The following is a 23,779-nucleotide window of genomic DNA, read 5'->3' as shown; positions in this document are numbered from 1 at the left end:
AGGAGCCAGTCCGGGGACCGGGAGGAAGGTGCTCGTGCCGGCCGGTGGTCGCACCGGTGGCGGTTAATGGCAAAAGCCGGCGGCCGAGGAATCCTCAGCCACCGGCTTTCAGAATACTTGCTAAACGGCGGGGCTGCCGTCGCCAACCTCAGGGGCTGCCACGGAGCCGCGGGCATCCAGGTCGCGCAGCTGGCCTTCGATGTAGGCCTTCAGGCGTGAGCGGTAGTCGCGTTCGAAGCCGCGCAGCTGCTCCACCTTGCGCTCCAGGACGGACCGCTGCTGTTCCAGGGCACCAAGGATCTTGCGGGACTTCTCCTGCGCGTCGTTGACAAGGCTGCTGGCTTCGATCTGCGCCTCGGCGATGATCTTGTCCTTCTGCTGCTGGCCGTCGGCGACGTGCTTGTCGTGCATCTGCTGTGCCATAGCCAGCAGGCCGGCAGCCGACTCGGCGGTCGGATTGACCGCTGATGAGGTGGCCGGTGCGGGAACCGGTGCAAGGGCAGCTGCCGGCTCCGGGGCCTTCTTCTTGGCTTCAGCGGCCTTGGCCTCGGCTTCCGCCTTGGCCCGGGACTCGTCCTTTTCAGCCTTGACCGGCGCGGGGACCTTTTCCACTACCGGCGCCGCTGCTGCGGAGCTGGCAGGCGTGCCGGAGCCACTCTCGGCAAGCTTCTTGCGAAGCTCATCGTTCTCCTGGTTCAGGCGGCGCAGTTCGACGACGATTTCGTCCAGGAAGTCGTCAACTTCGTCCTGGTCGTAGCCTTCGCGGAACTTGGTCGGCTGAAAGCGCTTGTTGACAACGTCTTCTGGCGTCAAAGCCATCTGGTCACCTCGTTGGTCTAGTTAGTCAGTAGGCCTTCCGGCCGTCAAAACTACGGTACCTAAATATGGTCTGGTTCCTCTAATTCAACACTGAGGTGTCAAACCGGAGTTTCTACGCGATGCTGTGGATGACGGTTTCCCGCCCTGTTACTGCGCCGCAAGCTGTTATGAAAATTACGCGAAAGACTTCACAATTGCCATAGCCACGGAGATCGCGATGAACAAAAGCAAAAACCCGAGATCCAGCGAAATGCCGCCCAGACGCAAGGGCGGAATCAGGCGCCTCAGCACCTTCAGGGGAGGATCTGTGACGGAGTAGACAGTGTGGGCAGCCACCAGGGCGGCACCCCGCGGCCTCCACTCCCGTGCAAACATCTGCACCCAGTCGAAGACCAAACGGATGATCAATGCCACAAATACGAATAACAACGCGATATAGACAAGTCCGAAAACAATTCCCATGACTTAACTCATATCTCCGTGTTCATTCCGGATACCGCAGTGTCCTGTTGACGTTCTAATCTATTTCAGCACAGATGCCAGACAGGTGTCCTGCCTGGCATCCGCGAGAGTCCGATGCTAGCTCTGGTTAAAGAAACTGGCCTGGGTCTCGCTGACCTTCTTGTCGTCACCGATGACCTCTACGTACGACGGCGACAGCAGGAACACCTTGTTGGTGACCCGTTCGATGCTACCGCGAAGGCCGAACACCAGTCCGGCCGAGAAATCGACCAGACGCTTGGCGTCGGCTTCTCCCATGTCCGTGACGTTCATAATGACGGGGATGCCGTCACGGAAACTTTCGCCGATCAGCTTGGCGTCGTTGTAGGACCGCGGGTGGATCGTGGTGATCTGGCGGAGTCCGGTGGTCTCTTCGCGGCTCGAGGCCGCGCGCTTGATAGGTGTCACAGGTGCGCGATATTCCTCTTCGGCGGCGTGTGGAGTCGGAGTATCCCGGGCGACCTCGCGGACGGGCGCCGGTGCCCGGCGTTCCTCGCGGTCATGCTCCATTGAATTGTCCTCGTCCCTATGCGGTGTGTGGTGCTCAGACTCGTAGTGTTCATCGCCATCGGCGAGCCCAAGATAGATCATTGTCTTGCGCAGAGCGCCAGCCATGGTCGACTCCTAATCGTGTCCGTAAGCGGGCCGCTGAGTTGACTTGACAGCATTGGAATCCCCGCCATTCTCTTCCAATGCTTTGACGCTACCGCAACGCAGGACGCGAACCCAATATATCCGAGCCAATTCTCAGGTGTGTCGCACCTGCCCTGACAGCGGATTCAAGGTCCTGGCTCATGCCCGCGGAAATCCCTGTCGCCGAGGGGTGGTCCGTCAGCAGCTGCGCCGAAATTTCGGCCAATCTGCCGAAAGCCGCATCCGGATCGGAACCGAGCGGAGCCACCGCCATCAGGCCGGCCAGCACCAGCCCCGGCGATCCGGCCAGCTGGTCCGCCAGCGCCGGAACGTCCAGGCGGCTGGCGCCTCCCCGGTGGCTGCCGGCGTCTTCATCCAGGCTCACCTGGATGAAGCATTCGAGCGGTCCCCGGCCGGTCCTTTCCTGCTCCGTGGCGATGGAACGGGCGAGGGCAGCTGCCAGCTGCGGCCGGTCCACTGAATGGATGGAGTGTGCATAGCGCACCACGGATTTGGCCTTGTTACTCTGCAGCTGGCCCACAAAATGCCAGCGGAGCCCAAGGGCGCTGAGCCGTGCAGCCTTGTCCGAGGCTTCCTGGTCCCTGTTCTCCCCCACATCGCCAACACCCAGGGCAGCCAGCCGCCGCACATCATCGGCAGGGTGGAACTTGGTCACCACGATCAGCTCCGGCGGGTTGCCGTGCCGGCCGGCGGCTTCCGTGGCGGCGGCAATCCTGGCCCGGACTGCAGCCAGGCGCTCTTGGAGTTCGATCAGGCGCGGGTCGTCTGCCGCCGTCACGTCGCGGTGCTCACTCATCGGTCCACACCAGTCCGGCGAACCGGCCCGTGTCCGGGTTGCCGCGATAGGAGAACAGGTCCTCGTTTTCGAGAGTGCACGGCCCGGAGTACTCCACGGTGACGCCGTTGGCTTCCAACTGGCTGCGCGCACCTGCCGGGAGGTCCAGGCCGGGAGTGCCCCACGATGTTGTGGCCCAGGTTGCCGGGACGGCCGCCGCCACGTCCGCTCGCATGCCTTCCGGAACCTCGTAGCAGGATCCGCAGATCGACGGACCGATCCAGGCCCGAATGTCTTCAGCGCCCTCGGCACGCATGCGCGCCAGGGTTGCGGGGATGACGCCGCTGGCAACCCCGGGCCGGCCCGCGTGGGCAACGCCCAGGACCGGCTGTCCCCCGGATGTTGCCCCGGCCAGGACCACTGGGACGCAGTCCGCCACCATCACAGCCAGCGGCCGCCCGGCGGACACCATCGCGTCCGCTGTGGGCCCGCCTGCCGTTGGGCTGCCTGCGGCAATGCTGTCTGCCGCAGTGCTGTCCGTTGCGTCGCCAATGTAGGCCACGGCATTGCCGTGGACCTGGTTCATGTACTGGAAGCTGCCGGCCGCCAGGCCAACTTCGGCTTCCAGGAGTTCCCGCCGGCGACGCACGTCAGCCGGGTCGTCCCCCACATGGAGGGCGAGGTTTCCGGCCCCGGCGTCAGTGAATGCCACCCACACGCCCGGCCGGACCTCGGTTCGCCACCAAAACAATCAAAACACCGCTAACTGACTAGCCGACAAAGCGTCGAGCCGATCCTTACTTCAGGAAGTCGGGGACATCCAGGTCATCCGAGCGGCTGCCGGACAGGTCCGGCTCCACGACGGACGGAAGGTCCACGTCGAATCCCGAGTCGGCGGGGACGGCAGAGGGACGCTGCTGGCCCCAGTTGCTCAGGCCTGACGCCCCGATGCCGGCGTGCACGGGCTGGACGTGCTGTGCAGGCGCCTGTGCGGGGGCAGGAGCGGAAGCGGGCGCGGCGGGACGCTGGGGGGCGGCCTGCGGCAATGACTGGTCCATGGACGGTGACGTCGCCTTGACGTCGTCGAAACCCGCTGCAATCACGGTCACGCGGGCTTCGTCGCCAAGGGCGTCGTCGATGACGGCGCCGAAGATGATGTTGGCCTCCGGGTGGGCAACTTCCTGGACCAGGCGGGCCGCCTCGTTGATCTCGAAGAGGCCGAGGTCCGAGCCGCCCTGGATGGACAGGAGGACGCCGTGGGCGCCGTCGATCGATGCTTCAAGGAGGGGTGACGCGATGGCGAGTTCCGCGGCCTTGACTGCCCGGTCCTCTCCCCGCGCCGAGCCGATGCCCATCAGTGCGGAGCCGGCACCCTGCATCACGGACTTGACGTCCGCGAAGTCGAGGTTGATCAGGCCCGGGGTGGTGATCAGGTCGGTGATGCCCTGGACACCGGACAGCAGGACCTGGTCAGCGGAGCGGAATGCATCCAGGACAGAGACGTTGCGGTCGCTGATGGACAGCAGGCGGTCGTTGGGGATCACGATCAGGGTGTCGACTTCGTCACGGAGGGCGTCGATGCCCGCCTCGGCGGAGCCGGCACGACGGCGGCCCTCGAAGGTGAACGGGCGGGTGACAACACCGATGGTGAGGGCGCCGAGGGAGCGTGCAATGCGGGCAACCACAGGGGCGCCGCCAGTGCCGGTGCCGCCACCCTCTCCGGCCGTCACGAACACCATGTCCGCGCCGCGAATGACCTCTTCGATCTCGTCAGCGTGGTCTTCTGCCGCCTGCTTGCCCACTTCAGGGTTAGCGCCTGCACCAAGACCCCGGGTCAGCTCGCGTCCGACGTCAAGTTTGACGTCTGCGTCACTCATCAGAAGAGCCTGGGCATCGGTGTTGATTGCGATGAATTCGACACCGCGAAGACCGACCTCGATCATGCGGTTGACTGCGTTCACGCCACCGCCGCCGATGCCGACGACCTTGATGACGGCCAAGTAATTCTGCGGAGCTGCCACGTTACGTGTCCCTTGTTCGTGTTCTATTGCGAAAACTGATGGAGTCGTGCTTGAAAGTTCTAACCTTAACCTTCGACTTGAGGGTTATAGTTATGTCAAGTAACTCATGTCTGTGACGCTATTTCCTATGCCTGAGACATTCAATGACCGGCACCGCGTGTCGTAGGAATACCCGCTAAATAGAGCGGATATCGCCTTGGAAGACGGCCACGGGTCGGTTGGTTGCACAGCGCACCTGAATGCCCGTCCCGGTGCCATTCCCGGGATGTCGTCCACTATCGTGTCACGGGATGCCGCGGCACGCTGACATCGTAGACCTGCACGGGGTTTTTCGGATCCGCGGGCGCCTTGAGCAGGGCTTCGAGCACCTTCGCCTTGAGCTCCCTCTCCCCCGCGTTGCCCCAGACAATTGTCTGTCCGTCCACCAGTTTGAGTTCGACGGCGTCAGCGGACTTCGCGGAGGCATCGGACAGCTTGGCCAGCACATCCGCGGGCAGCGCGGCAAGCACCGCGGTGATGGCTTTGAACAGATCCTTGCCAATGACTCCAGCCCCGCCGTCGATCACCGGCAGCTGGATGCTGGCGGGATCCTGGGTGGTGCCAAGCTGCACCCCGTCGACGTCAACCAGCTGGAAGACTTCCCCCTGCTTCACCAGGGCGACCGGCGTGCGTTCGTGGATGTGGACCACCAGTACCGACGGCGGCCGAGCCTCCGTCGTCACCTCCTTGACCTGGACCAAGGGCTGCAGCAGCTGCCTCACTTCGTCATCGTTCACCTGGGGCAGCGGCTTGCCGTGCAGCGGTTCCAGCGCTCCCTGCACCTGCTCGGGCGTCAGCATCCTGGTACCGACCACCGAGACGGTCTGAACGGCAAACACGGGCGAGTAGACGGCTGCCGCGAGCAGGCCGGCCACCAGCGCCGCTACGATGCACGCAGCCAGGATGATGTTGCGCCGGATCCGTTTGCCTTTGGGTTCCGGAAAGGACAGCACGTTGTCGGGACCGGTGGGAGCCGCGGGTTCGGCCGCAGGCGCGGCCTTGGACGCGGAAATCACGTCCGTGCGTCCGCTGCCCGGATCTGCTTTGCCTTTCGGGGCCGGGCCGCCGGTCCTGTAGCTTGGCCGCCGGGTGCTAGCCACCGGGTGCCTCTGCCTGCAGGGCCTCCACAATCAGGGGCCCATACGCCGTGACGTCACCGGCACCGGCCGTGAGCACGATATCGCCGGGTGCCGCGTCCGCCACAACGGCCCTGACCGCGTCGTCAGCGGAGACAAGCCGCCCACCGTCGGAAAGCCGGTCCCCAATCAGTTGGCTGCTGACTCCCGGAATCGGGTCTTCCCGGGCCGGATAGATGTCCAGGACCAGGGCGGTGTCTGCGGCGTTGAGCGCGTCGGCAAATTCGGCCGCGAACTCGCGGGTTCGGGAAAACAAGTGCGGCTGGAACAGCACGTGCACTTTGTGGTCGCCGGCCACGGACCGTGCTGCGGCCAGCGCCGCCCGGACCTCCGTGGGGTGGTGGGCGTAGTCGTCGTACACGCGCACGCCCCGCCCCGCACCCTTGAACTCAAAACGGCGGGACGCGCCGGAAAAACGCGCCAGCGCGGCCGATGCCGTTTCGGTAGCGACGCCGAGTTCCAGCGCCACAGCGAACGCTGCCGCGGCATTGAGCGCATTGTGCCGGCCGGGGACCTGGAGTTCCAGCGCAAACTTCCCCGCAGGAGTGGACACCCACACGTCGCCGGGTCCGCCGTCGTGCAGCCGCAGCTGGGAATCTTCCGCGGTGCCGTAGAGGACCACCCTGGTGTTGCCGCGGGCCTTGGTTCGCTCAGCGAGGGCACGGGCGCCGGAATCATCGGCGCAGGCCACCAGGACACCATCGGCCGGCAGGAGTTCGGTGAAGCGGTCAAACGAGGCATACACGGCTTCAGCGGTTCCGTAGTAGTCAAGGTGGTCGGGTTCCACGTTGGTGACCACCGCAATCCGCGGACGGTAGTTGAGGAACGATCCGTCGGATTCGTCAGCCTCGGCAACGAAGATGTCCGCCGTGCCGCTGGCGGCATTGACCCCCAGCGCGGGGACGTTGGCGCCGATAGCAAAGGTGGGATCCAGTCCGGCCCCCTGCAGCAGGACCGTGATCATCGACGTCGTGGTTGATTTGCCGTGTGTTCCGGCTACCGTCACCACGCGGTCGCCCGCCATGGTTGCGGCCAGCGCCTCCGAGCGGTGGAGCACAGGCAGCCCGGCGGCATGCGCGGCCTGCAGCTCGGGATTGTCGGCACGGATGGCCGAGCCGGCCACCACCGTCTGGGCGGTTCCCAGGTTTCCTGCCTCATAGCCCACGAAGATGCCCGCACCCGCGGCAGCCAAGTCTGCCATGACGGGCAGGTCCTTGGCATCGGAGCCGGTTACCGGGACACCACGGGCCACCATGATCCGGGCCACGGCGGACATGCCTACGCCGCCAATGCCGATGAAATGCACGCGGCCCAGGGATTCCTGGCTCCGCGTACCGGAACCGGCGGTGGATGTGCTCATTTGCTTACTGCTTCCAGGACAAGTTCAGCCATTTGGCGATCGGCGTTTCGGATACCCAGCGCTTCGGACTTCGACGCCATGGTGGCCAGCCGGGCAGGATCGGACAGCAGGGGGATGATCTTCTTGCTGACCCATTCGGGTGTGAACGATCCGTCGTCCACGATCAGCGCCCCTCCCGCTGCCACGGGGCCTTCGGCGTTCAGGGCCTGCTCGCCGTTGCCGATCGGGAGCGGAACGAATACCGCCGGAACACCCACGGCCGCGGTTTCGCAGACCGTGGCCGCACCCGCACGCCCCAGCAGCAGGTCGGCCGCCGCGTAGATGTTCTCCATGCCGTCGACATACTCAACCTGGCGGTAGCCGTCCGCGGCGAGGGGCTTGCCATCGGCGTCGAGGACTGCCTTGCCTTTTCCGGTGATGTGGAGGGTCTGGACCCCGGCCGCGGCCAGTGCCTCCACGGACGCCGCGATCGTCCGGTTGATGCTCTGTGCACCGGATGAGCCGCCGGTGACAATGAGCGCAGGTTTGCCCTGGTCCAGCCCCAGCAGCTCACGCGCCGCATGCCGGGCGCCGGCGCGGTCCAGCCCGGAGACTTCCCTGCGCATCGGCATGCCGACGTGCCTGGCCCCGCGGAGTTTCGTGCCCGCGAAGGCGACGGCGACGTGGCGGCTGAAGCGTGCGCCCACCTTGTTGGCCAGGCCGGCCCGGGTGTTGGCTTCGTGGATAACGATGGGGATCCTGCGTCGCCAGGCGGCAAGGTACAGCGGTGTGCACACGTAGCCGCCGACGCCTACCAGGACGTCCGCTTCGGCGTCGTCGAGGATTCTTCCAGCCTGCTTGACCGCGCCGGCCAGCCGCCCCGGAAGCCGCAGCAGGTCCAGTGACGGCTTGCGCGGAAACGGCACACGGCTGATGGTGGCCAGTTCAAGGCCGGCTGCGGGAACGAGCCTGGTCTCCATCCCGCTCGGCGTTCCCACGGCCAGGAGGCGCACCTCCGGGCGCACCTCCCGCAACGCGGCCGCTATGGCCAGGAGGGGACTGATGTGCCCCGCCGTTCCGCCGCCGGCGAGGACTACTGACAAAGACTCGGCATTCATTAAGTGCTATTTACGCTTTCGTGTGGAGTGTGGGCGTCCGCCCTTGGTACGGAACTTGAGCAGCCGCTTGGGCTGGACGCTTGGTGCCATCTGTTCACGTGCCAACGACAACACTACGCCGACGGCGCACAGCGACATCAGCAGGGCCGAACCGCCGTAGGAAATGAACGGAAGCGGCACGCCGATGACGGGTACGAGGCCGGTGACCACGGACATGTTGACGGTGGCCTGGCCCAGGAGCCACACCATGATGGTCCCCGCGAGGACCCGATGGAACAGGTCCTCCTGCGCCACGACCACCCGGTAGATGGCGGCACCGAGGATGGCAAAGAGGATCAGGACGACGACGGTGCCCACGAGCCCGAGTTCCTCGCCGATGATCGCGAAGATGAAGTCGTTGTGGGCTTCGGGGATCCAGCTGTACTTCTGCCGGCTCTGGCCGAGGCCGACGCCCAGCCAGCCGCCGGAGGCCAGGCCGTACAGCCCGTTGGTGGACTGGTAGTTGGCATCCATGCCTTCGCCACAGGAGTTTCCGGTCCACCAGGACGTAATGCGGCACATCCGGTTTGAACTGGTCACGGCCATGAAGCCGGCTCCGGCCACGGCAACCAAGGCCGCGATGCCGAACATGTACAGCGGTACACCGGCAAAGAACAGTGCGGCGGCCATGATCATCATGATGATCATGCCGGTGCCGAGGTCGTTTCCGGCGAGGACCAGCCCGATGATGCCGGCGGCGATGGGAAGGACCGGGACCACCACGTGCTGCCAGCGGTGGAGCAGTTTGGCCTTGACCGCCAGGACGGTGGCCATCCAGAGCGCCAGGGCCAGCTTGGCTGCCTCCGAGGGCTGGAAGGTGATGCCGCCGAATTCGATCCAGTTCTGGTTGCCGTTCGTACTTGTGCCGATCAGGAGCACGAGGACCAGGAGCACATAGGCCCCGGCGATGCCCGGCCAGGCGAGCCGCTTGAGCCAGACGACATTGACGCGCGAAAGCACGAACATCAGGAATACGCCGATGGCCGCGAACATGCCCTGCTTGAGCGCGGCGGTGTACGGTGATTCGCCGGCTGCAATGGCTTCGACGCTGGACGCGGACAGCACCATCATGATGCCGATGGCCGTGAGCGCGAGGGTGGAGCCGAGGATGAGGTAATACGTGGAACCGTTGCGTGATTTTCCGGTTCCTTCCAGCTTTGCCCAGAAGCTCCGGTACCAGCCGCGGAGTTTCGCCAGGGGCGGCACATGGCCCTTCCCGGCAGTCCCGGGAGCCTGCACCTTGGGCTTGGAGCCCGTTGCCTTGTCGGCCCGGGACGTCGCCGGGGGCAGGGTTGCACCCCGCTGCTTGGCAGCCGGGGCACGGGTGGGCGTGCTGACCATTGTTACTCCTCGCCGGTCTGAGCCTGCCCTTCCACGAGCCCGCGGACAGCTTCAATGAAGGCGTCCCCACGGTGAGCGTAGGAAGAGAACTGATCCATGGAAGCAGCCGCCGGGGCCATGAGCACAGTGTCCCCCGGAGAGGCCAGCTGCGCCGCTGCGGCAACGGCCTGGGCCATCACAGTTTCCCCGTAGATCGGCGAGGGTACTGCGCCGGCATCGCCCGTTTCGGCAGACTGCACATTTTCAGTGTCGCCCTTGGTGCGTCCGATGACCGGGACATCGGGTGCGTGTCGCTTGAGTGCCTCGGAGAGGGCGGCGGTGTCCGCTCCGATCAGGACCACGGCCTTGAGCCGCGGGGCCTGTTCCTGGACAAGCTGGTCATAGCTCACGCCCTTGGAGAGGCCTCCGGCTATCCAGATGACGTTGCTGAATGCGGAGATCGACGCCGCCGCGGCGTGCGGGTTCGTGGCTTTGGAGTCGTTGATCCACAGCACGTTGTTGTGGCGGGCGACGAGCTGGATGCGGTGGTCTCCCGGGATGTAGTTCTTCAGTCCCTGGCGCACGGCCTGCGGCTCCACGTCGTAGGCCCGGACCAGGGCAGCCGCGGCCAGGGCGTTAGCCACCATGTGCCGCGGTGCCACCGGACCGAGGTCCGCCATGGCGGCCAGCTCGGCAGCGCTGTCCTTGCGCCCGGGGATGAAGGCGCGGTCCACCAGGAGGCCCTCAACCACTCCGAGCATGCTGATGGCGGGCGTCACGGTGGTGAAACCCACGGCCCGGCAGCCTTCCACGACGTCCGCATTTTCCACCATACGTTCCGTTTCGATCTGCTCGGCGTTGTAGATGCAGGCCTTTTGGGTCCGTTCGTAGACCTTCGCCTTGTCGGCCAGGTACGAAGTGTAGGAACCGTGCCAGTCCACGTGGTCCTCAGCAACGTTGAGGCAGACGCTGGCGACCGGTGACAGCGAGTGGCTCCAGTGCAGCTGGAAGCTCGAAAGTTCCACGGCCAGGACGTCATACTCCACCGGGTCACGCAGGGCGTCCAAAATGGGCGTTCCCACGTTGCCGACGGCAATGGCTTTGAGCCCTGCGGCCTGCAGCATGGATTCGGTCAGGCCAACGGTTGTGGTCTTTCCGTTCGTTCCGGTGATGGTCAGCCAGTCCGCGGTCTTGCGGCCCTTCCGCTCCCGTACCCGCCAGGCGAGTTCCACGTCTCCCCAGACCGGGATATGGGTCCGTGCAGCCAACGCGAGCAGGGCCTGGTCCGGACGCCAACCCGGGGAGGTCACAATCAGTTCCGGCTTCTGGCCGTCGATCTTCGGCATGGAGTGCACCGCGTCTTCGCCTAGGAGGACGTCCACCGCACCGACGATTTTCAGGGTGTCCGCCTGGGCCCGGGCAATCGGGCTGGTGGCGGCGTCAACCACCACAACCCGGGCGCCGAGCTCGATCAGGGTGTCGGCGGCGGCGAACCCGGACACGCCTATTCCCGTCACGACGACGCGGAGTCCGGCCCAGTCCGAGTCCCAGCTCACCAGGTTCTCGAGCCGGGGTGACGTTGCCAGCGGCGAAGGTATAGGGCTGCTCACAGCAGGACCACCCATTCTGCGTAGAAGATACCAAGGCCCGCGGCGACGAAGAGGCCGCCGAGGATCCAGAACCGGACCACAACGGTGACTTCCGCCCAGCCCTTGAGTTCAAAGTGGTGCTGTAGCGGAGCCATTTTGAAGAAACGCTTGCCCTTGGTGATCTTGAAATAGCCCACCTGGATGATCACCGAAAGCGTGATGAGGACGAAGAGGCCGCCGATGAAGGCAAGCAGGAGTTCGGTCCGGGACAGGATCGCGAAACCGGCGACCGCGCCGCCGATGGCCAGCGAACCGGTGTCACCCATGAAGATCTTGGCCGGCGAGGTGTTCCACCACAGGAAGCCCACCAGCGCCGCGCTCAGGATGGCTGCAAGGAGTGCCAGGTCCAGCGGGTCCCGGACGGTGTAACAGCCGCCGCCGGCCTGCCGCGGGGAACCGCAGGCCTGGTTGCTCTGCCAGATTCCCATCAGCGTGTACGCGCCGAACACCATGACCGAGGCTCCGGCTGCGAGCCCGTCCAGCCCGTCGGTCAGGTTCACGCCGTTGGTGGCGGCGGTGACGATCAGGTTGGACCACAGGACGAACAGAATGGCGCCGAGGACGGTTCCGCCGAAGGCGAGGTTCAGCCAGGGGATGTCCCGCACCAGGGAGATCTGCGTGGATGCCGGCGTCAGGCCGTTCTCATCCGGAAAGTTCAGGGCCATGACGGCGAAAATGATGCCGACAGCGGCCTGGAGTACTAGCTTGGCCTTGGCGTCCAGGCCAAGGCTGCGCTGCTTGGAGATCTTGATGAAGTCGTCCAGGAATCCCACCAGGCCCATGCCCACCATCAGGAACAGGAGCAGTAGGGCGGAGGCGGAAGGCCCGGCTGACCGTGGGTTCATCATCCACATGATGAGGTGGGTCAGCGCATAGCTCAGCAGCACCGCGAACACGACGACTGTGCCACCCATGGTCGGGGTGCCGCGCTTGGTGTGGTGCGATGTGGGTCCGTCGTCGCGGATGAACTGTCCGTAGCTCTTCCGGACGAGGAGACGGATGAACAGCGGGGTTCCCACCAATGCAAACAGCAGGGCCAGGCCAGCGCCGATGAGCAGTGCAATCACAGCGAATCGCTCCCTTCATTGGCGGTTGGTTGGGTTTGTGGGGGTAATGCTATCCGATCCCCTAAGTGCCTCAGCCCAACACTGTTGGAGGACTTGAAGAGGACCAGGTCGCCGGGTTCAAGCTCTTTTTGGAGGAGATCAAAGGCCTCGTCCGCGGATTCAGCGAAGACGCACTCGTCTCCCCAGGAGCCTTCATTGACGGCCGAGACGTAGAGCGAGCGTGCTTCGCGGCCGACGACGACGAGGCGGGAAATGTTGAGCCTGACCACCTGCGTGCCCACTGCCATATGCTCCCGGATGGAATCGGAGCCCAGTTCCAGCATGGCCCCGAGCACCGCCCAGGTGCGTCGGCCGCGGCCGAGGTCGGCAAGCGTCCGCAGGGCGGCCCGCATCGATTCGGGGTTGGCGTTATAGGCGTCATTGATGATGGTTACGCCATCCGGGCGCTCCGTGCGTTCCATCCGCCAGCGGCTGGCGGCCGACTGGGCGCTGAGGGAAGCCGCAATGCGATCCGCCGGGACCCCCGCCGCATACGCCGCTCCGGCTGCTGCCAGGAGGTTGGTCACGTGGTGTGCACCGATGAGGCGGCTGCGGACCTGATACCCCGCGGCCTCATCGGGGAAGAACAGTTCAAACTCCGGGTTTCCGCTGGCGTTCGTTTCCACGTGCGTGGCGCGAAGCCCGGCATCCGGGATGTCTTCGGCGGCCTGCGCGGAGAAGCCCAGCACGCTGGCTGAAGTCCTGTCCGTCATTCCGGCAACACGCCCGTCGTCGAGGTTGATGACCGCGGTCCCGCTTTCAGGCAGTGCCTCGACCAGTTCCCCCTTGGCAACGGCGATGTTGTCCACTCCACCGAATTCGCCGGCATGGGCGGTTCCGATGCCCAGGACCACGCCGATCCGGGGCTGGACCATCTCCGCGAGATAGCGGATGTGGCCGATTCCGGTGGCGCCCATTTCTATCACCAAGTAGCGGGTGTCGAACCCGGCCTTGAAAACGGTCAGCGGTACACCCACCTCGCCGTTGTAGGAGCCCTGGGGCGAAACTGTGTTCCCTTCCCCGGCAAGGATTCCGGCGAGCAGGTCCTTGGTGGTGGTCTTTCCGGCCGATCCGGTGATGCCGATGACGGTGAAGCCTGAACCCTCGGCCTCTCGGCGGGCGCGGATCCGGCGGACGGATTCGGCGGCCAGTGCCCCCATGGCCAGGACAGCGTCCTTCACCACAATGGCGGGGTACGGTATCCCGGAATCGTCGTAAAGGTCACGTTCCACCAGGGCCAGGACGGCGCCGCGTTCAAAGGCCGCAGCGATGAAGTCGTGGCCGTCAGCGGTCTCGCCGGGCTTGGCAACATAGAGGGACCCCTCCGTCGCCTCACGGGAATCCGTGACGACCGCCAGGGGCGTGATGGTCGGGTCGGCGGCAAGGCGGCCGTCTGTAAGTTCGGCAATTTCCGCCGCAGTAATAGCAATCATCTCGGTCTAGGACTCTATCCGCTCGTCATTCAGAACGGTGAATCCGCGGGCTGTCAAGGCCTCGCGCAGCTCCACCCTGTCGTCGAGTGCCAGATTGACGCCTTTGACTTCCTGCCAGACCTCGTGGCCGCGCCCGGCCACGAGGATCGTGTCCTGCGGAGTGGCCATGTCGACGGCTTGCCGGATGGCTGTATCGCGCGGGTAGGACTCAAGGATTGTGCACCCGAGGCCTTCGCTTTCCTTCGCGTCGCGGGCGCCCGCCAGGACGTCGGCACGGATGGCCGCGGCGTCCTCGTCGTGCGGGTCGTCGTCGCTGACGATGACCACGTCCGCCAGGCGCGCGGCGATGGCTCCCATGGCCGGCCGTTTGCCCTGGTCCCGCTGCCCCGTGGCTCCGAAGACCACAATCACCTTCGAGCCGGGCTCCGGTGAGCGCACGGCTTCCAGCGCACGCTGGAGGGCGTCCGGGTTGTGGGCAAAGTCGACGACGGCGGCCGGCGCCGTGGAAACGAGCTGCATGCGTCCGGGGACGGCCACGGTGAAGGGGTCGGCCGAGTCGAGCGCTGACTGCAGCGTTTCAGCGTCGACCCCGCTGGCCAGCACCATGAGGGTTGCGAGGGCGGCGTTGGAGACATTGAAGCCCCCGGGCAGACCCGTGTGGACTCGCAGTTCCGTGCCGTCCCGGTGGGTCAGCCGGAATTCGGTGCCGAGCCCCCGCGGCACGGTGGCAGTGACCGCCCAGTCGGCTGCGGATGCTGTCGGGTCGTTGCCTTCGGCCGTGGCCAGGGTGGTGACCGGAATGCCTGCACCGGCCGCGAGGCGCCTGCCCCATTCGTCGTCAACTGTGACGACGGCTGACTTGGCACGTGGCGGTGTGAACAGCTCCGCCTTGGTCTGGAAGTATTCGTCCATGGTGCCGTGCAGGTCTAGGTGGTCCTGGGTCAGGTTGGTGAAGCCGGCGACGTCGAACTGTACCCCGTCCACCCGGTGGAACGATATGGCGTGCGAGGAAACCTCCATGGAGGCAGCGTCCAGGCCGCGTTCGCGCATGAGCGCCAGCAGGGCGTGGACGTCCGTCGATTCAGGTGTTGTGAGCAGGCTGGGAATCGGCTGGCCCCCGGCCACGATCTCGATGGTGCCGATCAGCCCGGTCTTGCGGCCCAGTGCCTGCAGCAGCGCGTTGATGAAGTAGGTGGTGGTGGTTTTGCCGTTGGTGCCGGTGACCCCGAACAGCGCGGGAGCGGCGCCCGTTTCCGGGCGGCTCTGGTAGATCAGGGCCGCGAGGCCGCCGACGGCGCTGCGGGGCTGGTCAACCACCAGGACTGGTACGGGAGTGTCCGCGGACAGCGCGAGGAGCCTTGCGCCGTCGTCGTCCGTTACGACCGCAACGGCACCCGCCGTGACGGCCTGGGACACGAAGTCCGCCCCATGCCGGGCTGCGCCCGGCAGCGCGACGTAGAGGTCGCCCGGCTGCACCGTCCGCGAGTTTAGGGAAATCCCGGTAACGGGTACGGAACTGGAAGCCCCGGGAACCACGACGCCGACAGACTCGCCGATGGTGCCCAGGGGCACCGCGGCAACGGCCGTGGGACGGTAGCCGGAACCGGATTCCGCGCCGTTCGTGGCGTCGGTGCTGCCTGGGGCATGGTGCTCTGACAAGTGGATCTCCGTTGGTGCTAGTGGATCACACCGGGCGTAGGGGATGATCCCCTGATGCGTACGATGTTGTGGACGTGCTACTTGACGTACTGGGGCAGCCTGACCGGCTCGCCCGTTGACGGCGGAACGTTGTAGGTTCGCAGAGCCTGGCTCATCACCGAGCGGAACACCGGACCATTGGTGATTCCGTAGATGCTGCCTTTGGGACGCTGCAGGACAACTTCAACAATAAACCGCGGATCGTCCATCGGCGCCATTCCCACCATGGACGCCGTGTACCCGCAGTACCCCGACTTGCCGTCGTCGCACGGCGATTCGGACGTTCCGGTCTTGGCGCCCACGCGGTAACCGTCGATGGCCGCATCCTTGATCTGGCCTTCGGTCACGGCGCTCTCCAGGATGTCCCGGACCTGCTTCGCGGTCTCCGTTGACACGACCTGGCGGCTCTCCTTGGCGGGGACCTTTTCCTCGGTTCCGTCGGGGCTGATGTAGCTGTCAATGAGGCGCGGCTGCAGCATCACGCCGTTGTTGGCAATGGACTGGTAGGCGCGGACGGTCTGCAGCGTGGATTGCGAGACACCCTGTCCGAAAAGGACGGTGTACTCCTGCCGGCCATCCCATTGATCGGCCGGCGTGAGGATGCCGCTGGCTTCGGCGGGCAGCCCGATGTCCGGAGCTTCGCCGATGCCGAACTTCTGCAGCCAGTCGTGGCGCTGTTCCTTGGTGAGGCGCTGGCCCGCCATGACCGTTCCGGTGTTCATGGACCAGCCCAGGATGCCGGCCAGGGTCCGTTCCTCGGTACCGTGATCGAAGGAGTCCGTGAAGACCTGGCCGTCCACCACCAGGGACGACGGGATGGTGAAGTGATCGAGCGGGCTGGACTTGCCTTCTTCGATCACGGCGGCCGCTGTGATCATCTTCTCCACCGAGCCGGGCTCGTAGGCGGCCGTCACCGAACGAACGCCGCGGTCCTTGGCGGCCACCTTGCCGGGGTCGTTGGGGTCCGGTGAATTGGTGTCCGCCATGGCGATGATGTCGCCGGTCTTGATGTCCTGGACGATGATGACGCCCCATTCGGCGCTCAATTTGTCCGTCTGGCTCTGGATGGCCTGCTGCGCGAAGTACTGGAGATCCGAGTTGAGGGTAAGCCGGATGTCCTTGCCGTTGACCGCCGGAGTCAGCTCGTCCACGCCAACCGGGATACGGAGGCCGTCGGCGCCGATTTCAAAAAGCCGCTTGCCGGGAGTTCCCTTGAGGATTTCGTCCTGGGTTTGTTCCAATCCCGCCTGGCCGCTACCACCGTCCTGCAGGAACCCTACGATGCCGCCGGCGACTGAACCGTTGGGGTAGACGCGCTTGCTGGTGCCGACGGTGACGATTCCCGGAATCTGCAGCTTGGAGATCCGGTCCTCCATGTCGGGCTTGAGGTCCTTCGCCACGATGTAGTAGGGCTTCTCCCCCGTCAGGGCGTCCTTGATGTCCTCGGGATCCTGTCCCAGGACAGCGGCAAGCTCCTCGATGCCCTTGTCCCTGGAGACGGTGACGAGCTCTTCCTTCTCACCGACGGTGTCCAATCGCTTGAACGTCTCGGTCTTGGTGTTAACCCGCTGATCCACCACAACGTTGTAGCGGATGACGCTGTCGGCCAGGACCGTCCCGTTGGCGTCCAAAATGCTGCCACGCTCGGCAGGGAGCTCAATCGGGGTCAGGCGGTTGTTCAGCGCGGCCTCAGCCATCCCGCCGATGTCCAGGCCCTGGACCATGAACAGCTTGCCCCCAACCACAAGCAACAGTGCCAGCATCATGCCCAGGCCGAGGCGGAGCCTCCTGGTGGCGTTCGGCACTTTTGCGGTTTTCTTCTTGCCCGTGCTCTGCGCCACGATGAGTCCTTGCTGCTTGCGTGCTGGTGGTCAGTCCTGTCAGTTACTGTCCCGGCGTCTTTTGCCGCGGCGCCGGAACGGAACCTCCGTGGAGCTCGGCCGCGGGCTTTGGGGCGGCGGCCGGTGCTGCTGCCGCCGGCGCGGCCGGTGCGGGCCGGGCAGGGACGTCGGCTTCCGCGGGCTTACGGGCGGCCAGCGGGTCCTTGGTTGTGGCGGGCGGAACTACGGTGAGCTGTCCGGCGACAGCGGGCGCTGCAATGACGGCGCCGGGCTTGTCGCCCTTGGCCGCCGGTTTGGGGCTGCCGCTGACAGTCAGCGTGGACAGGTCGATCTGCCCTTTGCCGGTGGAAGCTACCATGCCCAGTTCTGCTGCCTTGGCAGCCAAATTCTGTGGAGCATCGAAGTTCTGGACCTGCTGTGTCAGGTCCTGGTTCTGTTTCGTCAGCGTGGACTGGTCGCTCCGCAGCTGTACCAGCTGGTACTGGGCGGTGGAGACCGAGATGTTCAGGACCAGGACGGCTATCAGGGCGACGGCCAGCAGCGCGAAGCAGAGCACAACGAAGGGAGCCCTGCGCTTGCGCGGCGTGGAGCGGACTACCGACAGCGGGGTCCGCAGCTTCCGCTCGGAACCTCCGTCAGGCTTGAGCCCCGTGAGGGCACGGGCCGCCGTGCCGGACACGGCTGGGAAGTTCTTGGCAGCGGCGGTGCTCATGCGGCCCTCCTGGCTCTGATTCGTTCAACTGCGCGCAACCGGGCGGACGCTGCACGCGGGTTTTCGGCGATTTCCTCGGCGGTGGGCACCTCGGTGCCTTTGGTCAGGGTCTTGAGTTCGGCCTTGTGCTCTTCCAGTTCCACCGGGAACCCCAGCGGAGCTGACGACTTTGAGCCGGCCTGGAAGACTTTCTTGACGATCTTGTCTTCCAGCGAGTGGTACGACATGACCACGACGCGGCCCCCCATCGCCAGGGCGTCCACGGCAGCAGGCACCGCCCGCTCCAGCACGTCGAGCTCTTCGTTGACTTCGATCCGCAGGGCCTGGAAAGTCCGTTTGGCCGGGTGTCCCCCGGTCTTTGCCGCCCCTGCCGGGACAACAGCGCGGATGGTGTCGACGAGTTCACCCGTGGTGGTGAACGGCTTTACGTCGCGCGCTGCCACGATGCGGTTGGCGATTCGCCCTGCAAACTTCTCTTCGCCCCACTTGCGGATGATGCGGACCAAGTCCTCTTCGCTGTAGTTGTTCACCACATCCGCGGCCGTCTGGCCGCGGCTAGTGTCCATGCGCATGTCCAGAGGTGCGTCAAAGGAGTAGGCGAACCCGCGCTCACGCTCGTCGAGCTGCAGGGAGGAAACCCCCAGGTCCATGAGGACGCCATGGACCTCGGTAACACCAAGCTCCCGGAGAACGTCGGGGATTTCGTCGTAGACAGCGTGTACCAGGTCGGTCCGGCCGGTGAAGGGCTTCAGACGCTCGCCGGCAAGGGCCAGGGCCTCCTCGTCACGGTCGATTCCGATCAGGTGGAGGTCCGGGAACCGCTGGAGCAGCGCTTCGGAGTGGCCGCCCATTCCCAGGGTTGCATCGATGACCACGGGGCTCTCGCCGCGCTGGCGGGCTGCCTCGATACCCGGGGCCAACAAATTGATGCACCGGTCCTTGAGGACCGGCACATGGCGTTCGGACGTGGGTTTTGGCTCGTTGTGATCGCTCATACCGTTGTCCTCTCTTGCCTGTTGTTTTCCCCGGTGGGCCCGGTGGGCCTCGGTGCGCTTCTTGAGCCAGATCCCCATCCGCGCCTATCCCAGCGTCCGCCTGGCTCCGGGGAAGTGAGCCAGGAAAACGTTCGGATGGGCGGCTGGAGATCTCGTTCAAGAAACGCTTCCGTCGTCGCCTCCGGGCATCAGAAGATTCCCGGGATGGCGTCGTCGGTTTCAGAGAAGGAGGTTTCCTTCTCTGCCAGGTACTCGTTCCAAGCCTGGGCATCCCAGATCTCCGCCCGGGAGCCGGCGCCTATGACGGCGAGCTCCCTGCCAAGACCTGCATATGCCCGGAGTGCGGGAGGAATAGTCACGCGCCCCTGCTTGTCAGGTACCTCGTCCGAGGCTCCAGAGAGGAAAACCCGGATGTAGTCACGAGTCTGCTTGGAGGAGATGGGCGCCTCCCGCATTTGCTCGTGAATCCGTTCGAATTCCCGCTCACTGAAGACGTAGATGCAGCGTTCCTGGCCCCTTGTGAGTACCAGTCCGCTGGCAAGTTCCTCACGGAACTTCGCTGGGAGGATGATCCGCCCCTTTTCGTCCAAACGTGGCGAGTGAGTGCCAAGAAACATGGCCACCCGCCTGTCTGTCGTCAGGAGCTGCACGTCCCCTGTGCTGCCACTACCCTCTTACTCGCTCCACTTTACTCCACATCGCTCCACAGTCAACGCGACACGAAAGATTCGTCCCGGGACTGGACGAACGGTTCCCCGGAAATACGGGCTTCTTGGGACGTGGTGGAAAGTGGAGGGGTTTTGGCGGCGAGTGGCGCACGCGGACGCCAGCCGAAAGTACGACGGCGGGTCAAAGGCCGGGCGGCCGGAATATCCGCCGATTAAATGCAAAAGACCCGCCAGGACGGGTCTTCGTGCAGTGCCTGCCTGAGGCAGGGTGGTGCGAAGTGGAGCGTTAGGGGCTGCCAGTCACGGGATGACCGTCACGGTTCGCCGCGGCGGCGTTCGTCCCAGCGCTCCTCAAGGCCGCTCATGAACGAACTGCGTCCTTTCCCGGACTTCTTGGCGCCGGACGATTTTGCTTTTCCGGCGGCCGAACTACGCATCGTGGCGAAATAGACTCCGGCTCCCATCACGACAAAACCGAGGACACCAACAAAAATGCTCTGAAGTGATACGCCCACCAGCAGGAGGAGGACACCGGCCAGGGTGGCCAGCACGCCCATCACAATGTGGCGCGTGGACCAGTTACGGCCCGGATCCGATCCCATTGAGTTGGCAAACTTCGGATCGTCCTCGTGCAGCTGCTTCTCCAGCTGCTCGAGCAGCTTCTGTTCGTGCTCCGAGAGCGGCATCACGACCTCCTTAAGTCGGCCAACGTCCGGACTTGCCGTGGCCTCTGGTTCTCAATCCGACAACGTCCGGCATGCGCTGGAGGTTCCCGGCCACCGTATACCGGAGGACCCGGGTTCCACGCATTCGGACGATGGGCTGAGGCAGCTGGCTTTCAGTAAGTCCAAACGTTCGAAATCTATGTATATCTAAGGATAGTTTGTCTAGCCCTGTTCTGAAAGACACCGCGGGCGGGGCCGCCTGCACTCAGTCGGCAGGGTTGTGGGGGTCCAGAAGCCGCGCCGGCAGAACCGATTTCGAGCCGAACTTCCGGGCCACCCTGTCCAGGACCTGTTCTGCCGCGCGCCAATTGTCATCGCGGCGGTCCAGGCTGAGCTGCAGCGAGGTGTGGGCGGCATCCTCGAGCTGCTCCGCCCTGACTCCGACAAGCCGCACTGTCATGGGCCGCGTGCCCAGCGATTCGAGGAGCTGCACGGTGACGGCATAGATCAGCTGCGCACTGTCGACCGGGGCGTGCACGGTACGGCTGCGGGTGATGGTGGAGAAATCGGCGTACCGGAGCTTGAGGGAGATGGTCCTGGCAACCATTCCTGCACTTCGGAGCCGCTCGGCCGTCCGGTGCGACAACCGCAGCAGCTCCCGGTGCAGGAGCACATCATCTGCCGTATCCACGGCGAACGTTTCCTCGGCACCGATGCTCTTCTCAAGCCGGACCGGGGTCACCGGCCGCGGATCAATCCCCCACGAAAGCCTGTAGACGTGCTCGCCGGAGGCCCCGAGCGATTTCTTCAGCGAGGCCGGCGGTGTCGCGGCCACATCCGCCACCGTCCGGATTCCCATCCGTGCCAACACCTCCACCGTCTTGGCCCCGACGCCCCAGAGCGCGTTGACGGGAAGACTGTGCAGGTAGGCAACTGTCTCGTCGGGCGCGATGAGCAGGAGCCCGTCCGGCTTGCAGCGGGTGGACGCTATCTTGGCCACAAATTTGCTGGCAGCAATGCCGACGGACGCCGTGATGCCAAGCTCGCCCTGCACGCGCCGGCGGATAATCTCTCCGATCTCGCGCGGACTTCCCAGCCGCCGGATGGCCCCGCCGACGTCGAGGAAGGCCTCATCGACGCTCAGTGGCTCCACCAGGTCCGTGATGGACCCGAAGATCGCCATCAGCTGCGCGGAAACCTCATAGTAGAGCTTGTGCCTGGGTTCGATGATGATTGCCGAGGGGCACATGCGCGCAGCCACCGCCATGGGCATCGCGGACTTGATCCCGAAGGCCCGGGCTTCATAGGAAGCGGACAGCACCACCGAACGGTCCGCCGGGTAACCGACGATCACCGGTTTTCCACGCAGCTGCGGACGGCTCCGGAGTTCCACCAGGACGAAAAAAGCGTCCATGTCCACGTGCATGATGCTGCTTCGACGGAGCTCCCGGAGGGTCGCTTCGAGCTGCTGTTTATCCTGTTCCGACCCCACGCCTTCAATCCTATGCCGTGGGACTGACTAAACTGGAGGCTGAATCCGGCGTCAACACCAGGAGGACTGTCTCAGTGATTGTAATTGGAAAGCTCAAGCCTACGGGCTGTGCCGTGATCGTGGCTGGCCTTGCGCTTGCCCTGGCGGCATGCACCCCGGCGGATCCCGGCGCCAAGGCCTCGGGGACGGCCAGCGCTTCAGCTTCCGCCACTGAACAGGCATCCACCACTGCCCCGGCCAGCCCCTCGGCGTCGACCGGCACCACAGCAACCGTTGGCGCGCTCGTCTCCGGTTTCCCGGAAAAGCTGCTGCCGGTCATGCCGGGGTCGAAGGTAGTCTCCAGCAGCTTCGATAAGACCTCCACTCCGGCGACCGCGGCCCTGGTGGGAAACATCACTTCTCCCGCTGCCGCCGTCGTCGCTTTCTATACGAAGGAGTTGGAAGCCCAGGGCTTCAAGGCAGTACCGGGAGAAAACGTGGGCGCAGTGGCGTCGAAGGACTTCCTTCGCGGCGACAACGAAACCGTGAACATCGCGGTGGTGGAGACCGGCGGGGTCTCCACGTTCACCATCGGCGCCAACTTTGCAGCCGAGTCCGCGAAGTGACGGTGGCCGAGCAGCTGCGCCTCGAGCAGACGGCATACGTGGCCGCCGTCGCCGGCAAGCTCAATGACTTCCTGGCCACCCGCCAATCCGTGATGTCCGCAATTTCCCAGGACATCGATCCGCTGATGGGCTCCATCTCCAACCTGGTGACCGGAGGCAAACGGCTGCGGGCACTCATGTGCTACTGGGGCTGGCGCGGCGCCGGCGGAGACGCGGCAGCCGCTGAGGTAGTCACTGCGGGATCGGCGCTGGAGCTGTTCCAGGCGGCGGCGCTGATTCACGATGACATCATTGACCGTTCGGACACACGGCGCGGGGGCCCCAGCGTGCACCGCCGCTTCAGCCAGCTGCATGAAGACCAAGGCTGGGCCCTGGACAGTGAACGATTCGGCCATGCCGCCGCCATCCTGACCGGAGACCTGTGCCTCTCGTTCAGCGAGGAGACATTCACGGACATCGGCGAGACGGCTGCTTCGGGAAGCCAGGCACGGCTGATCTTCAACCTGATGCGGGCGGAAGTGATGGCGGGCCAGTACCTGGACATCCTGGAAGAGGTCGCCGGGCCCAGGCGGGACCGCGCCGGAGCGGTCAGCCGCGCCCAGTCCATCATCCGGTTCAAGTCGGCGAAATATTCCACAGAGCACCCGCTCGCCCTGGGCGGTGCGCTGGCAGGTGCTTCCGACGAACTGCTGCGTGGCTACTCAGCGTTTGCCCTGCCCCTCGGCGAAGCCTTCCAGCTCCGGGACGACGTACTGGGAGTCTTCGGTGACCCCGTCACCACCGGCAAGCCTGCGGGCGACGACCTCCGGGAAGGCAAGCGCACGGTCCTGGTTGCCTTTGCCCTCGACCAGGCGGCGCCGGAAGAATCCCGTTTCCTTGACGCCAGGCTCGGAAGCCCGGACCTGTCGGACGCGGACGTGGAGGAAATCCGGCGGATCATTGTGGACTGCGGAGCGCTCCAGGCCACTGAAGTATTGATTGAGGAGTTCGGCCGGGCAGCATTCTCGGAACTCGACCTGCTGCCGCTGGAAGACCTGCCCAAGACGGCCCTGCGAAAGCTGGCCGAAGCAACCGTCAGCCGCGCCGCCTGAATTCAGCGGCGCGGCCGCGGCCGTTGCCAAGTATTAAGCGGCGCGGCCGCGGCCGTTGCCAAG

General features: G+C 65.1%; 22 protein-coding genes. 2 read left to right on the top strand and 20 right to left on the bottom strand.

The genetic code is table 11. The features are described from left to right. Nucleotides 1-120: 120 nt before the first annotated feature. From J2S97_RS16285 to dinB, 20 genes are all read right to left on the bottom strand, one after another. The gene (locus J2S97_RS16285) at nt 121-819 is read right to left on the bottom strand and encodes a DivIVA domain-containing protein (protein ID WP_307050993.1); all 699 of its coding nucleotides are present in this window, start codon (nt 817-819) and stop codon (nt 121-123) included. 174 nt (nt 820-993) lie between these two features. Continuing rightward, nucleotides 994-1,281: a YggT family protein gene (locus J2S97_RS16280; RefSeq protein ID WP_307050992.1), complete on the bottom strand. Its 288-nt coding sequence runs from the start codon at nt 1,279-1,281 to the stop codon at nt 994-996. A gap of 117 nt (nt 1,282-1,398) precedes the next feature. Continuing rightward, complete coding sequence (locus J2S97_RS16275; RefSeq protein ID WP_307050991.1) at nt 1,399-1,935, bottom strand: cell division protein SepF; 537 nt, start codon at nt 1,933-1,935, stop codon at nt 1,399-1,401. Between the two features lie 88 nt (nt 1,936-2,023). Continuing rightward, complete coding sequence (locus tag J2S97_RS16270) at nt 2,024-2,770, bottom strand: YggS family pyridoxal phosphate-dependent enzyme (RefSeq protein ID WP_307050990.1); 747 nt, start codon at nt 2,768-2,770, stop codon at nt 2,024-2,026. After that, a complete protein-coding gene (locus tag J2S97_RS16265; protein WP_307050989.1) occupies nt 2,763-3,500 on the bottom strand; it encodes a polyphenol oxidase family protein in 738 nt (245 codons plus the stop codon). The genes J2S97_RS16270 and J2S97_RS16265 overlap by 8 nt, the downstream gene beginning before the upstream one ends. A 46-nt stretch (nt 3,501-3,546) precedes the next feature. Continuing rightward, nucleotides 3,547-4,770: a cell division protein FtsZ gene (ftsZ, locus tag J2S97_RS16260; protein WP_104175489.1), complete on the bottom strand. Its 1,224-nt coding sequence runs from the start codon at nt 4,768-4,770 to the stop codon at nt 3,547-3,549. Between the two features lie 275 nt (nt 4,771-5,045). Beyond that, on the bottom strand, nt 5,046-5,909 hold the full coding sequence (locus tag J2S97_RS16255; RefSeq protein ID WP_307050988.1) for an FtsQ-type POTRA domain-containing protein: 864 nt from the start codon (nt 5,907-5,909) through the stop codon (nt 5,046-5,048). Continuing rightward, complete coding sequence (gene murC / locus J2S97_RS16250) at nt 5,902-7,305, bottom strand: UDP-N-acetylmuramate--L-alanine ligase (RefSeq protein ID WP_307050987.1); 1,404 nt, start codon at nt 7,303-7,305, stop codon at nt 5,902-5,904. The genes J2S97_RS16255 and murC overlap by 8 nt, the downstream gene beginning before the upstream one ends. Then, a complete protein-coding gene (murG, locus tag J2S97_RS16245) occupies nt 7,302-8,402 on the bottom strand; it encodes an undecaprenyldiphospho-muramoylpentapeptide beta-N-acetylglucosaminyltransferase (RefSeq protein ID WP_307050986.1) in 1,101 nt (366 codons plus the stop codon). The genes murC and murG overlap by 4 nt, the downstream gene beginning before the upstream one ends. 6 nt (nt 8,403-8,408) lie before the next feature. Next, entirely contained in the window at nt 8,409-9,782 is a 1,374-nt protein-coding gene (gene ftsW, locus J2S97_RS16240) for a putative lipid II flippase FtsW (protein WP_307050985.1), read from the bottom strand. Between the two features lie 2 nt (nt 9,783-9,784). Continuing rightward, the gene (murD, locus tag J2S97_RS16235; RefSeq protein ID WP_307050984.1) at nt 9,785-11,386 is read right to left on the bottom strand and encodes a UDP-N-acetylmuramoyl-L-alanine--D-glutamate ligase; all 1,602 of its coding nucleotides are present in this window, start codon (nt 11,384-11,386) and stop codon (nt 9,785-9,787) included. Beyond that, the gene (gene mraY / locus J2S97_RS16230) at nt 11,368-12,477 is read right to left on the bottom strand and encodes a phospho-N-acetylmuramoyl-pentapeptide-transferase (RefSeq protein ID WP_307050983.1); all 1,110 of its coding nucleotides are present in this window, start codon (nt 12,475-12,477) and stop codon (nt 11,368-11,370) included. The genes murD and mraY overlap by 19 nt, the downstream gene beginning before the upstream one ends. Continuing rightward, nucleotides 12,474-13,949, bottom strand: coding sequence for a UDP-N-acetylmuramoyl-tripeptide--D-alanyl-D-alanine ligase (locus J2S97_RS16225; RefSeq protein ID WP_307050982.1), 1,476 nt, complete (start codon nt 13,947-13,949; stop codon nt 12,474-12,476). The genes mraY and J2S97_RS16225 overlap by 4 nt, the downstream gene beginning before the upstream one ends. Before the next feature lie 6 nt (nt 13,950-13,955). Continuing rightward, entirely contained in the window at nt 13,956-15,608 is a 1,653-nt protein-coding gene (locus tag J2S97_RS16220) for a UDP-N-acetylmuramoyl-L-alanyl-D-glutamate--2,6-diaminopimelate ligase (protein ID WP_307050981.1), read from the bottom strand. Between the two features lie 77 nt (nt 15,609-15,685). Continuing rightward, nucleotides 15,686-17,488: a peptidoglycan D,D-transpeptidase FtsI family protein gene (locus J2S97_RS16215; RefSeq protein ID WP_307050980.1), complete on the bottom strand. Its 1,803-nt coding sequence runs from the start codon at nt 17,486-17,488 to the stop codon at nt 15,686-15,688. Nucleotides 17,489-17,531: 43 nt separating this feature from the next. Next, nucleotides 17,532-18,200, bottom strand: a complete 669-nt coding sequence (locus J2S97_RS16210; RefSeq protein ID WP_307050979.1) for a hypothetical protein — start codon at nt 18,198-18,200, stop codon at nt 17,532-17,534. Continuing rightward, the gene (rsmH, locus tag J2S97_RS16205; protein ID WP_307050978.1) at nt 18,197-19,195 is read right to left on the bottom strand and encodes a 16S rRNA (cytosine(1402)-N(4))-methyltransferase RsmH; all 999 of its coding nucleotides are present in this window, start codon (nt 19,193-19,195) and stop codon (nt 18,197-18,199) included. Before rsmH ends, J2S97_RS16210 begins: the two co-directional genes overlap by 4 nt. 188 nt (nt 19,196-19,383) lie before the next feature. After that, nucleotides 19,384-19,812, bottom strand: a complete 429-nt coding sequence (gene mraZ / locus J2S97_RS16200) for a division/cell wall cluster transcriptional repressor MraZ (RefSeq protein WP_028271726.1) — start codon at nt 19,810-19,812, stop codon at nt 19,384-19,386. Nucleotides 19,813-20,177: 365 nt separating this feature from the next. Then, on the bottom strand, nt 20,178-20,549 hold the full coding sequence (locus J2S97_RS16195) for a DUF3040 domain-containing protein (RefSeq protein ID WP_307050977.1): 372 nt from the start codon (nt 20,547-20,549) through the stop codon (nt 20,178-20,180). 244 nt (nt 20,550-20,793) lie between these two features. Further along, nucleotides 20,794-21,954 (bottom strand): DNA polymerase IV, encoded by a 1,161-nt coding sequence (gene dinB / locus J2S97_RS16190; protein WP_373460577.1) that lies wholly within the window; start codon nt 21,952-21,954, stop codon nt 20,794-20,796. A 140-nt stretch (nt 21,955-22,094) separates the two neighbouring features. On the opposite strand from dinB, the gene J2S97_RS16185 reads away from it, so the two are divergent. Then, nucleotides 22,095-22,625, top strand: a complete 531-nt coding sequence (locus tag J2S97_RS16185) for a hypothetical protein (RefSeq protein WP_307050975.1) — start codon at nt 22,095-22,097, stop codon at nt 22,623-22,625. Beyond that, a complete protein-coding gene (locus J2S97_RS16180; RefSeq protein WP_307050974.1) occupies nt 22,622-23,716 on the top strand; it encodes a polyprenyl synthetase family protein in 1,095 nt (364 codons plus the stop codon). Before J2S97_RS16185 ends, J2S97_RS16180 begins: the two co-directional genes overlap by 4 nt. Nucleotides 23,717-23,779: the final 63 nt, after the last annotated feature.

This window comes from Arthrobacter oryzae (genome assembly GCF_030812315.1).
Lineage (GTDB): Bacteria > Actinomycetota > Actinomycetes > Actinomycetales > Micrococcaceae > Arthrobacter > Arthrobacter oryzae_B.
This window is presented reverse-complemented; position numbering and strand designations above follow the sequence as displayed.

Bases quoted from the DNA above. Each gene is read 5' to 3' on its own strand.
- dinB (WP_373460577.1), bottom strand. From the start codon at position 21,954: ATGCACGTGGACATGGACGCTTTTTTCGTCCTGGTGGAACTCCGGAGC.
- mraZ (WP_028271726.1), bottom strand. From the start codon at position 19,812: ATGTTTCTTGGCACTCACTCGCCACGTTTGGACGAAAAGGGGCGGATC.
- J2S97_RS16195 (WP_307050977.1), bottom strand. From the start codon at position 20,549: ATGCCGCTCTCGGAGCACGAACAGAAGCTGCTCGAGCAGCTGGAGAAG.
- J2S97_RS16285 (WP_307050993.1), bottom strand. From the start codon at position 819: ATGGCTTTGACGCCAGAAGACGTTGTCAACAAGCGCTTTCAGCCGACC.
- murD (WP_307050984.1), bottom strand. From the start codon at position 11,386: ATGGGTGGTCCTGCTGTGAGCAGCCCTATACCTTCGCCGCTGGCAACG.
- J2S97_RS16280 (WP_307050992.1), bottom strand. From the start codon at position 1,281: ATGGGAATTGTTTTCGGACTTGTCTATATCGCGTTGTTATTCGTATTT.
- J2S97_RS16270 (WP_307050990.1), bottom strand. From the start codon at position 2,770: ATGAGTGAGCACCGCGACGTGACGGCGGCAGACGACCCGCGCCTGATC.
- murC (WP_307050987.1), bottom strand. From the start codon at position 7,305: ATGAGCACATCCACCGCCGGTTCCGGTACGCGGAGCCAGGAATCCCTG.
- rsmH (WP_307050978.1), bottom strand. From the start codon at position 19,195: ATGAGCGATCACAACGAGCCAAAACCCACGTCCGAACGCCATGTGCCG.
- J2S97_RS16225 (WP_307050982.1), bottom strand. From the start codon at position 13,949: ATGATTGCTATTACTGCGGCGGAAATTGCCGAACTTACAGACGGCCGC.
- J2S97_RS16275 (WP_307050991.1), bottom strand. From the start codon at position 1,935: ATGGCTGGCGCTCTGCGCAAGACAATGATCTATCTTGGGCTCGCCGAT.
- murG (WP_307050986.1), bottom strand. From the start codon at position 8,402: ATGAATGCCGAGTCTTTGTCAGTAGTCCTCGCCGGCGGCGGAACGGCG.
- ftsW (WP_307050985.1), bottom strand. From the start codon at position 9,782: ATGGTCAGCACGCCCACCCGTGCCCCGGCTGCCAAGCAGCGGGGTGCA.
- J2S97_RS16210 (WP_307050979.1), bottom strand. From the start codon at position 18,200: ATGAGCACCGCCGCTGCCAAGAACTTCCCAGCCGTGTCCGGCACGGCG.